Source organism: Azospirillum endophyticum (assembly GCF_016595245.1).
Taxonomy (GTDB): Bacteria; Pseudomonadota; Alphaproteobacteria; order Azospirillales; family Azospirillaceae; genus Azospirillum; species Azospirillum endophyticum.
This window is the reverse complement of record NZ_JAENHM010000058.1, coordinates 71238-84758: the sequence shown is the minus strand read 5'-3', so window position 1 is coordinate 84758 and position 13521 is coordinate 71238. Positions and strand designations below refer to the sequence as shown.

General features: G+C 68.0%; 13 protein-coding genes. 6 read left to right on the top strand and 7 right to left on the bottom strand.

Translation table 11 applies throughout. From position 1 onward, the window contains the following. Positions 1-135 precede the first annotated feature (135 nt). Both JHL17_RS18875 and JHL17_RS18870 read right to left on the bottom strand, forming a co-directional pair. Positions 136-738 carry an NADPH-dependent F420 reductase gene (locus tag JHL17_RS18875; protein ID WP_200195370.1) on the bottom strand — a complete coding sequence of 201 codons (603 nt, stop codon included), beginning with the start codon at positions 736-738 and terminating at the stop codon, positions 136-138. 73 nt (positions 739-811) lie between these two features. Then, on the bottom strand, positions 812-1546 hold the full coding sequence (locus tag JHL17_RS18870; protein ID WP_200195369.1) for an SDR family NAD(P)-dependent oxidoreductase: 735 nt from the start codon (positions 1544-1546) through the stop codon (positions 812-814). Positions 1547-1775: 229 nt separating this feature from the next. Here JHL17_RS18870 and JHL17_RS18865 point away from each other — a divergent pair, with 229 nt between their 5' ends. Continuing rightward, the gene (locus tag JHL17_RS18865) at positions 1776-2672 is read left to right on the top strand and encodes a LysR family transcriptional regulator (protein WP_200195367.1); all 897 of its coding nucleotides are present in this window, start codon (positions 1776-1778) and stop codon (positions 2670-2672) included. A 29-nt stretch (positions 2673-2701) separates the two neighbouring features. Here the strand turns inward: JHL17_RS18865 and JHL17_RS18860 are convergent, their stop codons facing one another. The 4 genes from JHL17_RS18860 to JHL17_RS18845 form a co-directional block, all read right to left on the bottom strand. Beyond that, positions 2702-4303, bottom strand: a complete 1602-nt coding sequence (locus tag JHL17_RS18860) for an MFS transporter (protein WP_200195365.1) — start codon at positions 4301-4303, stop codon at positions 2702-2704. Then, on the bottom strand, positions 4300-5439 hold the full coding sequence (locus tag JHL17_RS18855) for an HlyD family secretion protein (protein WP_200195363.1): 1140 nt from the start codon (positions 5437-5439) through the stop codon (positions 4300-4302). The genes JHL17_RS18860 and JHL17_RS18855 overlap by 4 nt, the downstream gene beginning before the upstream one ends. 61 nt (positions 5440-5500) lie before the next feature. Then, positions 5501-5947, bottom strand: a complete 447-nt coding sequence (locus JHL17_RS18850) for a carboxymuconolactone decarboxylase family protein (protein WP_200195361.1) — start codon at positions 5945-5947, stop codon at positions 5501-5503. 83 nt (positions 5948-6030) lie between these two features. Then, entirely contained in the window at positions 6031-6783 is a 753-nt protein-coding gene (locus JHL17_RS18845) for an SDR family oxidoreductase (RefSeq protein WP_200195359.1), read from the bottom strand. 192 nt (positions 6784-6975) lie between these two features. Between JHL17_RS18845 and JHL17_RS18840 the strand changes: the two genes are divergently transcribed. Both JHL17_RS18840 and JHL17_RS18835 read left to right on the top strand, forming a co-directional pair. Further along, complete coding sequence (locus JHL17_RS18840) at positions 6976-8571, top strand: winged helix-turn-helix domain-containing protein (protein WP_247893655.1); 1596 nt, start codon at positions 6976-6978, stop codon at positions 8569-8571. 263 nt (positions 8572-8834) lie between these two features. After that, positions 8835-9950: an NADH:flavin oxidoreductase gene (locus JHL17_RS18835; protein WP_200195357.1), complete on the top strand. Its 1116-nt coding sequence runs from the start codon at positions 8835-8837 to the stop codon at positions 9948-9950. Between the two features lie 118 nt (positions 9951-10068). On the opposite strand, the gene JHL17_RS18830 is transcribed toward JHL17_RS18835, so the two are convergent. Next, positions 10069-10362, bottom strand: a complete 294-nt coding sequence (locus JHL17_RS18830) for an SDR family NAD(P)-dependent oxidoreductase (RefSeq protein WP_200195356.1) — start codon at positions 10360-10362, stop codon at positions 10069-10071. 96 nt (positions 10363-10458) lie between these two features. Between JHL17_RS18830 and JHL17_RS18825 the strand changes: the two genes are divergently transcribed. From JHL17_RS18825 to JHL17_RS18815, 3 genes are all read left to right on the top strand, one after another. Further along, positions 10459-10854: a winged helix-turn-helix transcriptional regulator gene (locus tag JHL17_RS18825; RefSeq protein ID WP_200195355.1), complete on the top strand. Its 396-nt coding sequence runs from the start codon at positions 10459-10461 to the stop codon at positions 10852-10854. 711 nt (positions 10855-11565) lie between these two features. After that, entirely contained in the window at positions 11566-12201 is a 636-nt protein-coding gene (gene catB, locus JHL17_RS18820; RefSeq protein WP_200195353.1) for a type B chloramphenicol O-acetyltransferase, read from the top strand. A gap of 104 nt (positions 12202-12305) precedes the next feature. Continuing rightward, a complete protein-coding gene (locus tag JHL17_RS18815; RefSeq protein ID WP_200195352.1) occupies positions 12306-13430 on the top strand; it encodes an ankyrin repeat domain-containing protein in 1125 nt (374 codons plus the stop codon). Positions 13431-13521: the final 91 nt, after the last annotated feature.

Below are 13521 nucleotides of genomic sequence, written 5' to 3'. Positions count from 1 at the left end.
GTGAACGGAAAGCTGGACGGAATCCGTTCTCGCCCTCCCGTCGGCTCTGGGAATGGTGCGAGCCGGCCATTGTGCCATGAAAGGGAGCGTCCGCGCCGGGGCGACTCATCGACCAGTTACGCAGAACGGTCGTGTTCATCCGTCGAGTTCGACCAGATCCTTGAAGATCAACCGGCCCCAGCTGTTTCCGCGCCCCTGCACGAGCAGTCCGCCTTCGGAAAGCCCGCCGAGCTCGATCGGCGCGAAGCCAAGCGTCTCCGCCAGCGCCCCAATCTCCCTCGCAGCGTCTTCATCATCGCTCGCCAGGAACACGACCCTCCTTCCACCCGGCAGGGCAGGATCCTGGGCCAGTTTCGCAGCGATCAGGTGGTTGAAGCCCTTGACCAGCTTCGCACCGGAGAAGGCCTGCGCGACGAACCGGGACGAGGGCTGGTCTCCCAGATCCTCAGGGTCCACGCCATAGGCATTGGTCACGTCGACGATGGTCTTGCCCTGCCAGGTGGGACGTGCCTTCGCGACATCCGGGTGCGCCCCGAAACGGACAGCCAGAAAAATGACATCCGCCTCGACCGCTTCCGCCAGCGTCTTGGGAATGACGCCGGGTCCGATCGCGGCCGCGTCGGCTGCAAAGCTTGCGGGGTCGCGCGTGGTCGCGACGGCCACGTCGATGCCGTTGCGGGCGAATGCCTTGGCCAGGGCTCGGCCGATATTGCCGAAGCCGACGATTGCGTAGCTCATATCTTCTCCCTTGATTTGCCGAACACCGGAGCGCACCAGATGATCGAACGGAACGCCCGGCCGGATCCGCGTGTCAGAGCTGTGCCAAGCCGCCGTCGACGGCGACTTCGCTGGCGGTCATGAAGCTGCTGTCCGACGAGGCGAGAAAGGCGGCAACCGCCCCGATCTCCGCCGGATCGGCCATGCGCTGGAGCGGGGTGAGCGCACCGTAGGCCTTCTGGCCCTCCTCGCCCAACGCCTCCTTCGCGAGTTCGGTCGCCGTCGCCCCGGGCGACAGCACGTTGACCCGGATGCCGCTGCCCTTCAGATCCGCCGCCCAGCTCCGCGCGAGGTTGCGCACGGCCGCCTTGCTCGCGCTGTAGGCCGTGAATCCCGGAGCGCCCGTGGTGCCGGCGCTCGATCCGGTCAGGATGATCGAACCGCCCTCACCCATCAGCGGCAGCGCCTTCTGGACCGTGAAGATCGTCCCCTTCACATTGGTGTCGAAGGTCTCGTCGATATGGCCGGCGGTGATCTGGCCGAGCGGAAGCGGGCTTCCAGCCCCGGCATTGGCAAAGACGATATCGAGGGTTCCGCGTTCGGCCTTCACCGCCGCGTAGAGGCGATCGAGGTCGGTCTCATCCGACACCGAGCCCCCCACCGCACGGGCTTTGGGCCCAAGCTCCGCCACGGCCGCATCGAGGGCTTCCTGGCGGCGGCCGAAGATGAAGACGACGGCGCCCTCCTCGATGAATCGCTTTGCCGCGGCGCGGCCGATGCCGGTGGCGCCGCCGGTGATGACGGCGGTCTTTCCCTTCAATCTGGTCATGTCCTGCATCCTTCGTTGCGCCTTCCCAGGGCTTCGGCTGCACGGGGCAGCTCCCCCGAGAGCCTCAACATGGGCCGGCGGTCGCCGGGAGGTCAGTGCGGAACCGCGCACATCGGTGGTGCGAAAACCATCCAGCCGGACGATCCTGCGCCGCGACGATCGTGCGGACCGGAGGTCGGCGTGGTAGAACGGGCTCCGGAAGGCGTAGCCCTCGGCGCGGAAATGCACCATGATCGACTGGGATGACGTTCGTTACTTTCTTGCCACCGCGCGGGGGGGCTCGGTGCGGGCTGCCGCGGGGCAGCTGGGCGTGAACCACTCGACCGTACTGCGACGCATCGCCCAGTTCGAGGACCGCCTGGGGGCGCAGATGTTCGAAAAGCTGCCTGCAGGCTACCGCCTGACGGCTGCGGGCGAGGAGGTCCTCGAACTCGCGATCCAGATGGAGGCATCGTCGCACCAGCTGGCGACGCGCGTCTTCGGGCGCGACCAGGGCGTGCGCGGGCTTCTACGGGTGACCTTGACACCGATCCTCGCGACACACCTGCTCATGCCGGACTTCGCCGATTTCGCGCGTCGGCATCCGGACATCGAGATGGAAATCCTGTCGTCCGGCGCGTTGGCAAACCTGACCAACCGAGAGGCCGACGTGGCGATCCGCGTCGTCTACGATCGCCAAACCCTGCCGCTCAATCTTCACGGTTCGAAGGGACCGGAACTGTTCGGCGGGGTCTACATGTCCCGCGAGCGACTGGCCGCATCGCGGGCGGGCGCGCCGGAGCCCCTTCGGTGGATCGTCATAAGCATGCATGGCATTCCGGACTGGGCCAGCGAGGGCGAGGTTCCCACCACGGGGGCTCCCTTCAGGATCACGGACGCCGCGGCGCAGATCGCCGCTGTCCGGCAAGGGCTCGGGATCACGACATTGCCGTGCTTCGTCGGGGATGCCGATCCCCTGCTGGCGCGGGTGCCGGGTACCGACCTGCACCTGTACGGAACGCTCTGGATTCTCACACAGGGGGAGACACGCAAGACGAAGCGCGTCCGGCTCTTCACGGAGTTCATCTCCCGCAGGATCGCCGCCTACGCTCCGTGTCTCGCGGGGCTGCCGATAGCGCGCGACTGACAGCCGGCGCTCGCCTCGACTATCGGGCTTCATTGCCGGCGCGGCGATAACGCGCCGCGCGCCATCCTGCGGCGGGAAAGGCCGATCTTGATGCCGATCAGCACGGGAGCGGCGATGACGAAGAGCAGGGCGACGGCGTTGAACGCCGTGTCGAAGGCGATCACCGTGGACTGACCCGTCACCGATCGGCCCAGAAGGCTCGTCGCGGCCCGGCCCGCCGCCGCCGCCTCCAGCCCCTTCGCCGTCAGCGCGGCTGCGCTGGTCGTCAGCCGCTCGATGAGCAAGGCGCCTCCCGCGGTGACGTTGGCGCCGAGGACCGCGGCGTTGGCGGCGACGTCATGGTCGATCAGGGTCTGGAGCACCGCGACTCCCATCAGGCCGCCAAGCTGGCGCCCCATGTTGAAGAGGCCGATTCCGGCCGCGAGAGACCGGCGGTCGAGGCTGCCGAATGCGATCAAGGTGATCGACAGGAACAGCAAGCCGAGGCCCAGGCCGCGCAGCAGGATCATCGCCATCATGTCGCCGGCACCGCTCTGCGCGGTCGAGCCGGACAGCATCCACATGGCGGCCATGATCGCCAGGATGCCGAAGGGCACCGTCGCGAAGGGGGGGACGCGGCGGACCTGGATCAGAAAGGCGGCCATCAGGAGCGAGCCGATGAAAAGCCCGCCGCTCGGCAGCAGGAGCAGGCCGGCCTCGGTGGGGGTGAAGGCCAGGACGGACAGGGCGAAGGACGGAATCAGGAACGCGCTTCCGAACAGGGCGGCTCCGGCGACGAAGCTGACGATGAAGGCGAAGGAAAAGGCGTCCGATGCGAAGGGGGAGACGTCGAGCAGCCCCCGGCCCTTCATCGAGGCTTGCTGGGCCAGAAAGACCGCCAGGGCGGCGGCGCCGGTCACGGTCAGCCACAGGATGCAGGGCTCCTCGAACCAGTCCCACCGGCTGCCCTGGCTGAGGACGCAGGTGACGCAGAAGAGCGTGACGGCGACCAGGGCGAAGCCGACCCCATCGAAAGGACGGGGCGCGGTCGCGGCGGGCATCGGCCCGTCGGCGATCAGCAGAAGTCCGGCGGCGGCCAAGGCCAGCGGAACGACGCTGAAGAAGATCCAGCTCCAGGATTGGCTGTCGAGCAGCCATCCCTGGAAAGCGGGGGCGATGGTTGCGGGAGCGACGACGGCTCCCATGGCGAACAGGGCTTGAAGGACCGGCTGGCGCGACCGGGTGCAGGCGAGAAAAAGGATCGCCTGTCCCCCGACGAGCAGCGTGCCGCCGGCGAAGCCCTGGATGGCGCGAAGGGCGACCAGCAGGTCCAGCCGATCGGTCAGGGCGGCGATGCCGCAGGCCAGGCCCATCACCAGGGTCGAGCCGGCGACCACGCCGCGCGGGGAGATTCGGGTCATCAGCCAGGGGGCGGCCAGGAAGCCGATGAGCTTGAGGGTGGTGTATCCGATGTCCAGCCAGGCGAACTCGTCGGGGGTCGCGTGCGTGTCGCCCATGATGGCGCCGCGTCCGAGCGACAGGACGGTGCCGGCGACCGCCTCCGTCAGCGCGGCCAGCAGGATGCCGGCGACGAGGAGGATCTCGGCCGCAGCCCCGTCGCGGACCGGCGCGGCGGTGAAGGCCATGGTCATTGGTCGTCTCCCTGGGCATCTCCCTTGGCGATCTCGACACGTGCCGACAGGCCGGGCACGAGGCGGCCGGGCAGCCGGTTGCCGACAAGCCGGATCTTCACCGGCACGCGCTGGACGACGCGAACGAAGTTCCCCGTCGCGTTGTCGGCGGGCAGCAGGCTGAAGGCCGACCCGCTGCCGGGCGCAAGGCTGTCGACCACGCCGTCGAGCGTCCCGTCCGGATAGCCGTCGACGGTGACGCGGGCGCGCTGGCCGGGCCGGATGTGTTCGAGCTGGGTTTCCTTGTAGTTCGCCACCACCCACACATCGTCGACCGGAACGATGTCGAGCAGGGAGGCGCCCGCCGCGACGAGGCGGCCGACGCGGACCTGGCGGTTGCCGATGACGCCGCCGACCGGCGCGCGCACCACGGTGCTGTCGAGATCGATGCGGGCGAGGTCACGCGCGGCCTCGGCCTGCGCCACGGCGGCGACGGCGGCGTCGCGCTGCGCCGCAAGCACGGCGAGGCGCTGCCGCTGGGCCTCGACCGTCGCCGCGGCGGCCGACACGCCTGCCTCCGCCTTCGAGCGCGCCGCGGCGCTTTCATCGAGGTTGGCTTGGCTGACGGCGTTGCCGCGGATCAGGTCGCGGCGGCGGTCGTAGGCCTTGGCCGCGAGGGTCATCTCGGCCATGGCCGACCGTCCCTGGGCTTCGGCCTGCCGGATCAGGATGTGCTGAAGCCGGGTCTCCGCATCGACGTCGGCAAGCCGGGCCCGGGCGGCGTCACGGTTGGCCACCGCCTGGGCAAGCCGCGCGCGGTAATCGCGGTCATCGATCCGGAACAGGATGTCGCCGGCCCCGACGGTCTGGTTGTCCGCGACCTCGACGGTCATGACATAGCCGGCAACCTTGGGGGCGAGCGAGGTCACGTCGCTGCGGATATAGGCGTTGTCGGTCGCCGTCCCGCCGTTCGAACCGGCCCAGATCCACCCGCCCGCCGCGGCCAGCACGGCGCCGAGGCAGAGCAGCACGCCGGCCGCCCTTCTTTTGCCGGGGGGCGCCGCGTCGGCGCCGACCGCGGAACGCTCGCCGGCGACGCTTGCGTCGGCAGCGCTTGCGTCGGCGACGGCGGCCCCCCTGCCCTCGATCCTGTCCATTTCCTCAGTCCCTGTTGGGTGTGACCGGCCGCCGATCGCCGACGCTCCCCGCCGCATCCGCTCAGGCCTTGGCGGCCACCGGCAGACGGAAGGGGGCGCCCAGCCGGTTGAAGGCGTTCATCGCGGCGATGGCGATGGTGAGATCGACCAGATCCTTGGGCTCGAACGCCGCCGCTGCCGCCGCATAGGCGGCGTCCGACGCGTGGGTTTCGCTGACACGGGTCACCTCCTCGGCCCAGGCCAGGGCCGCGCGCTCGGTATCGGAGAACAAATGCGGGACCTCCTCCCACACCGGCACCAGCGTGACCTTGTCGACCGACATCGTCTTGCGGAGGTCGCGGCTGTGCAGATCGATGCAGTGGGCGCAGCCGTTGATCTGCGAGACCCTGAGGAACACCAGATGGATCAGGTCCTCGGGCAGGTCGGTGCTCTTCGTCACGTAATGATGAACGCCGAACAGAGCCTTCGCGCCGTCGGGCGCGACCTCGTGCCAAGCCAAGCGTGCCATGTCCTTTTCCTTTCCTGGATATAGTCGGTTGCGGTTCCCGCTTCGCCGGCCCATGGCCGCCGCGGGGGTGTCTTCGAAGTCCTTCAGCGCCCGGTTTGCCGGCCGAGCCAGTCCTCGAAGCGGATGGCGCCGAGGCGGGGGTTCCGGCCGGGGGTCAGGGATTGATCGTCGAGAACGTCGCCGAAGTAGCGCGCGTGGATGTCCGGCACGACCTTGCGCGCGTCCTTCGTCGCCAGCAGGAAGCGCCGGACCAGCTCGTCGAGCGGGATCGCCTCCGGACCGGCGACTTCGAGCGTGCCGCCGGCCGGCGGCGCGAGGGTGACGTCGGCGAGTGCCGCCACCACGTCGTCGGAGGCGATCGGCTGGATCAGCGCCGGCGACAGGCGGATCTCCCCGCCGACGGTGGCCGACTGCGCGATCCCGCCGACGAATTCGAAGAACTGCGTGGCGCGCAGGATGGTGTGGGGAATGCCGGACGCCTTGATGAGGCTTTCCTGGGCGACCTTCGCCCGGAAATAGCCGTTGCCGGGAAGCCGTTCGCTGCCGACGATCGAGAGGGCGACGTGGTGGCGGACGCCGGCGGCCGCTTCGGCGGCGAGCAGGTTGCGGCCCGAGGTCTCGAAGAAGTCGAGGACGGCCTTGTCCTCCCACACCGGCGCGTTCGCCACGTCGACGACGACGGCGGCGCCGTCGATCGCCTGGGCCAGACCCTCGCGGGTGATGGTGTCCACCCCCGTCTTCGGGGAGGCCGCGCGCGCATCGTGGCCGCGTTCGCGCAGCGTCTTCACCAGCTTCGATCCGATGAGGCCGGTGCCTCCGATGACGACGATCTTCATGGGGTCTCTCCGCTTTTCCCGGCGGGAACCAGCGCCGCCGATGGGATGGAGAGTGCCCGGGCTTACCGGGGAAGTCCTTGCGGCGGGCTTGGATTGCCCTTCAAGACCGCTTGCTTTTCCGTCCAAGCAATGCGCCGCCGTGCTATCACTGGAACGCAGCGATCGCCCCTCGCCCCGGACAGGGAGCCGGGGATGATCGGCCCCGGGGAGATGGCGACCTTGCGGTTCACCTTCGCAGAGTGTGTGCTCGATCAGGAGCGCCGGGAACTGACCCGGCGCGGCCAGATCGTGGGCGTCGGTCCGCAGGTCTTCGACCTGCTGCTGCATCTCGTCCGCAACCACGACCGCGTCGTCAGCAAGGACGACCTGCTGGAGGCGGTGTGGAACGGACGGATCGTCTCGGAATCGACCATCACCAGCCACATCAACGCGGTCCGCAAGGCCATCGGCGACAGCGGCGACGAGCAGCGCCTGATCCGCACGGTCCCCCGCAAGGGGTTCCGCTTCGTCGGCACGATCGAAGGCGGCACGATCGGAAGCGGCGCGGTCGGAGGCGGCGCGACCGGGGAGACACCGCCTGGACCAGCCCTGCCGGACAAGCCCTCGATCACCGTGCTGCCTTTCCAGAACCTGAGCGGCGACCCCGAGCAGGACTATTTCGCCGACGGCGTGGTGGAGGACATCATCGCCGCCCTGTCGCGCATCCGCTGGCTGTTCGTCATCGCGCGCAATTCGAGCTTTGCCTACAAGGGCCGGGCGGTGGACGTGACGGACGTCGGCCGCGAGCTGGGCGTCCGCTACGTGCTCGAAGGCAGCGTCCGCAAGGCCGGGAACAGGGTGCGCATCACCGGGCAGCTCATCGACGCGACGAGCGGGACGCATCTCTGGGCGGAGCGTTTCGAAGGCATGCTCGACGACCTTTTCGAACTGCAGGACCGGATCGCCGAAAGCGTCGTCGGCGCGATCCTGCCGCAGCTCGAGCGGGCGGAGATCGAGCGCGCCAAGCGCAAGCCGACGGAAAGCCTGGACGCCTACGATTACTATCTCCGCGGCATGGCGAAGCTGCACAGCGGAACCCGCGAGGCGATCGACGCGGCGCTGCCGTTGTTCCACAAGGCGACCGAACTCGACCCGGAATTCGCATCGGCCTATGGCGGGGCGGCCTGGTGCCATCTCTGGCGCAAGGTGAACGGTTGGATGACCGACCGGCCCCGGGAGATCGCCGAGGGGGTGCGGCTGGCGCGGCTGGCGGTGGAGTTCGGCCGCGACGACGCGGTCGCCTTGACAAGGGCCGGGCACGCGCTTGGCCATTTCGCCGGCGATCTCGATGGCGGCATCGCGCTCATCGACCGGGCCGTGCTGCTCAACCCCAATTTCGCCCCGGCCTGGTTCCTCGGCGGCTACCTGCGCGCCTTCCGCGGTGAAACGGAAAGCGCAAGCGAGCATTTCGCCCATGCCGTCCGCTTGAGCCCGCTGGATCCGGAGATGTTCCGGATGCAGGCGGGAACGGCGCTCGCGCATTTCTTCGCCGGTCGCTACGATTGCGCCGCCGCCTGGGCGGACAAGGCGCTGGGGAACCTGCCCGGCCTGCTGGTCGCCATCGCCCTGACGGCGGCGAGCCACGCCCTCGCCGGGCGGATAACGGACGCGGTGCAGGCAATGCGGGGGCTGCGCGCGCTCGATCCGACCTTGCGCGTCTCCACGCTCAAGGAGTGGCTGCCGATCCACCGGCCCGAGGATCTCGCGCGGTTTGCGGAGGGGCTGAGACTGGCTGGGTTGCCCGAATGAACGCGGCCCCTGTCTGAAGCCCCGACAGAGGCGGCTTTGCATCACAAGCCGCCGCTCCCGGCCGGCCACTGCGTCCTCCAGGTCCTGCACACCCCGGCATCGACCACGACGCCGCCCTCACCAGGAGCACCATACCCATGGTGACGGGCCGGACGCCGTTGGAGAGGTTTACTTGCATATACCTAGGCGCCCCTAAGTGCGTTCTTGTAACCTAATGTCCCCTGTATATCTTGGAGGTCTTTCCACAGGAGGCATGGTCTCTGATGACTGCTACTGATGTCCTGTTCCGCCCGTTCCGGATCGGCGCCATGGAGCTGGCGAACCGCATCGTCATGGCCCCGATGACCCGCAGCTTTGCAGTGGAGGGAATCCCCGGTGCGGCGCATGCGGCTTACTATCGCCGTCGGGCGGCCGGCGGGGTGGGCCTCATCCTCTCCGAAGGCACGGTGATCGATCGGCCGGCCTCGCGGAACGACCCGGGCGTCCCGTTCTTCCACGGCGACGCGGCACTGGCGGGTTGGAAGGGCGTGATCGATGCGGTTCATGATGGCGGTGCCAGAATGGGCCCGCAGCTTTGGCACACCGGGGCGCTCAAGAGCTTCCTGACGGAGTGGGTGCCGGACTCGCCCGTCGAAAGCCCGTCCGGATTGCAGGCACCGGGAATCGAGCGCGGCGTCGCCATGAGCGATGGCGACATCGCCGACACGATCGCCGCCTTTGCCCGCGCCGCCGGCGACGCGAAGCGTCTCGGCTTCGACACCATCGAGCTGCACGGGGCGCACGGCTACCTGTTCGACCAGTTCTTCTGGGCCGCCACCAACCGTCGGACCGACCGCTACGGCGGTGCCACGATCGGCGAACGCGCGCGTTTCGCCGCGGAGGTCGTCGCGGCGGTCCGGGCGAGCGTCGGTCCAGACTTCCCGATCATCCTGCGTCTCAGCCAGTGGAAAGTGCAGGACTTCACCGCGCGGCTGGCGGAGACGCCCGATCTCATGGCCGACTGGCTGGTTCCGCTGGTGGAGGCCGGCGTCGACGTGCTGCACTGCTCGCAGCGCCGGTTCTGGGAGCCCGAGTTCCCGGAGATCGATGGCGAGCAGGGCCTGAATTTCGCCGGCTGGGCCAAGAAGCTGACCGGCGCGGCGACGATCAGCGTCGGCTCGGTCGGCCTTGCGGGAGACTTCATGGGCGCGTTCGGCGGCGAGGGCTCGTCCACCGCCAAGCTCGACAAACTCGTGGAGCGGATGGAGCGCGATGAGTTCGACCTGATCGCCGTCGGCCGCGCCCTGATCGCCGATCCGGCCTGGGTGGAGAAGGTACGGACCGGCAACAGCAGCGCCTTGAAGGACTTCGACGCCGCCGCGCTCGCCGAGCTGGTGTAGGACTTCGAAGCGCCGCCCGCCACGTCGCCAAGCGGATTCGAGACGCCGACCATGATCGGGCCGCTCGGCGCCGAGCGCCCGCCGGGGCCGCATCATATCGTTCGGCAGCCAGTGCCGATCAGACCTGCGCCATGCCGCCGTCGACCGGCAGCTCGACCCCGGTGATGAAGCTGCTTTGGTCGCCGACGAGGAACAGCACGGCCGAGGCCACGTCGTCGGCACGGCCCATACGGCCGAGCGGGATCAGCGTCTTCAGCGTCTCGCGCACCTCGTCGGACGCCGCCGCCATCATGGCGGTGTCGGTCGGTCCCGGTGCCACGACGTTGACGCGGATGTTGCGGGGCGCCAGCTCGTTGGCCCAGGTCCGCGCCAACGAGCGCACGGCGGCGATCTTTCCTGAAAGCCTGCCCATACGTCCTTACATCGCTGGTGATGACGAACGGCTATCATTCCTATATCTAATTACGAGAACGCACCAGATGGTGCTCAGATATCGTGGTGTATACCCATGTCCAAAGACGTGCTCGAACTGCCGCTCGACGTCACCGCGACGCGTCCCATCCTCGAACATATCGCCAACAAGTGGACGGTGCTGATCCTGAGCGTCCTCTGCACGCAGCCGGCGCGCTTCAACGACCTCAAGCGCCGCCTCGACGGCATCACCCACAAGGCTTTGTCCGAGGCATTGAAGCGTCTGGAGCGCAACGGCCTTGTCAGCCGCAAAGTCCTGCCGACGCAGCCGATCGGCGTCGAGTACACGATCACCGATCTCGGCTGCTCGCTGCGCGAACCCTTCGCCGCCCTTTACAACTGGTCGCTCGCCAACGGCCCCGCGATGGAAAGAGCGCAGCATGCCTATGATGCATCGAAAGGGGACGATGGGTTGGAGGAGGAGGAGGTTTAGCGACCGGAGGGCATGCCGCCTCCTGCGCGCGCCGTCCCAAACTTCGATCCCTTGCGAGACAGGCGGCGGCGAAGGGTCGGTTCGGGCCGTCGGCCTGGTTTCAACCAGCGTTTCCGCGCGACGGCACCAGTCATCCATCATGATGGATAGGCTGACGAACTGGGCTATTTGTGGGTAAGGCGGTGGCATACCAAGGTATGTTCATCGACCATTAACTCGGCCGGACCACCCTGCGGCATCTTGTCCAGGGGGGCCTTTGACGTGGGTGCCTTGTTGAGCGTTGCGGTTGCCATAGCGGGTGGATTTGTCGCCGAAATCGCGGATCTCGGCGACCGCCGCGAAATTTCCGTCGTCCGTCGAGCGGGAACGGAAGTCTATCATGAGGTGACCACGGCGTCGCTCGATGCCTGCATCAGTCGTTTCGCCGCGGGATCAGCCAGCCCGGCTTGAGCATCGGCGTGGGACATCGGGCCGGTTTCGGGCTGTCATGCACCCTGCATACTGCCCTTGCGCCCTTGGCGATCCGATCGATCCCTTCTATACACCCTCGTCATGAAAGCGGCCCCAAGTCCCATCTGCATCGCGCTCTCGCACGCTTGACGCGAAGAGCCTTGACGCGAGCCCCCTCGAAGGTGGCCCGCGTTGGATGTCTGCGCCCACGCGCAGGCAGGACGCCGCATGGTCTGCGGCTCAGATGCAGTGAGTGACTCCATGACGAACTTTTTTGAAAGCCCCTTCAAGGGCATCCGGCTGGAGATGCAGGTCACCAATCCGAACATCTCGGTCGGCCGATACAGCTATTATTCAGGCTATTATCACGGCCACGGTTTCGATGACTGCGCCCGGTTTCTTCTCCCGGACGACGGCGTCGACAAGTTGATGATCGGCAGCTTCTGCTCGATCGGATCCGGCGCAGCCTTCATCATGGCGGGTAACCAAGGGCACCGGAGCGACTGGATCAGCACCTTTCCCTTCTTCTGGATGCCCGAGGTGCCGGCATTCGCTGGCGCGCAGAACGGCTATCGGCCCGCAGGCGATACGGTGATCGGCAATGACGTTTGGATCGGCTCGGAGGCCATCATCATGCCCGGCATCACGATCGGCGACGGCGCCGTGATCGGCACACGGTCGCTGGTGACGCGAGACGTCGCCCCTTATGCGATCGTCGGGGGGAACCCCGCGAGAGTGATCCGGAAGCGCTTCGATGACTCCCTTGTCGCGCTGCTGCTTGAGATGACGTGGTGGGACTGGTCCGATGACCAGTTGCAGGATGCCATGCCGATCCTGACCAGCGGTGACATCGCAGCGCTTCATCGTCACTGGCGAGGCGTGATCGAACGCAACTGACGGCGGCCCCTGGACAGGAAGCCGGCGATCGGCAAATGAATGGCGACCGGCAGGGCCGATGTGCAGGCATCCTGCCGTCCCGCTTCAGATCCGAGAGCGTTGCAATGGCGAAGGCGAAACGAAAGACGCTGCCGAAGGACTTCGAGACCCTGTTGGAGACGGGGGACGTCGAGGCGCTGAAGGCGGTTTTCGACGGCTGCGACATGAATGCCCGCGGCGGGGTGTTCAAGCAGACCGCCCTCGCCTTCAACGACTGTCCCGACGCGCTCGCCCGCTGGCTCGTCGATCACGGCGCGGATGTTTCTGCGCCCGACAGTTACGGCGACACCCCGCTCCATGCACGCTCCGGCCACTGGCAAGGCCGGATCGAGATCCTGCTGGAGCTGGGCGCCGACGTGCACAGCGGCGAGGCTGCCCGCGGCACGCCGCTCCACAAGGCGGCCGCGGTCGGCAATCTGCGGGCGGTCGAGCTGCTGCTGGCCCATGGCGCGCGTGTCGACGCGCTGAATGGCAGCGGCCAGACGCCGCTGGCCTATGCGTTGCTGCGCTGCGCCAACAGCGACATCAGGCGGGTGGAGGCCGTCGCCCAGGTGCTGGTGGCCGCCGGACGCCGGCCGGCAGCGGCCAAGCCGAAATCCCTGCTCGGCCGCCTCTTCGGCAAGGGCGATGACGACGGGAGCGTGGCGACGCCGGAGATCGCCGCGCTGGTGGAGCGCATCGGCAAGCAGTTCGAGTTCCATCGCGCCGGGTACAACCCCGACGACGTCGAGGCGACGAGTGCGGCGCTGGACCGGCTCTATGCGCTGTTCGGCGTGACGCCGGTTCCGCGCCGGGTGATGCATGACGGCAAATCGCCCGTCGTCGCCACGGCGGTCCGCTGGGAGGACCGGTACCGGGAGCTTTGGGACCTGCTGGTGCCATCGGCCGGTCCCGCGGCCACCGTCCAGGGCGAGGTCATCCGCATCGCCGGCAGGATCAACGACGAACTCGAACGCAACGGCGGCGTCAACTGGGATGCGGAGTATCGGAAGATGGCCGACGCCTTCCTGCACCACATCCGCTCCGCCACGCCTTTGCCCGAGTCCGCGCTGTCGGAAGCCGACCGGACGATCGCCGAGGCGAAGGGCAGGATCGGTGACGACACCGTCCGGCTTCGTGCGCTCGCCGTCGACTGGGTGGCGTTGAACCCGGCCCCCCTGCCGCTGCCACGGCCGACCTACAGGCGCTGAGACCGCGGCGTGCGCCACGACGGGCCTGATGACGGCTTCCCGGTGGAATCCCGATCCCGGGCATCGCCGCCTGTCGGGCGGAACGGCGATG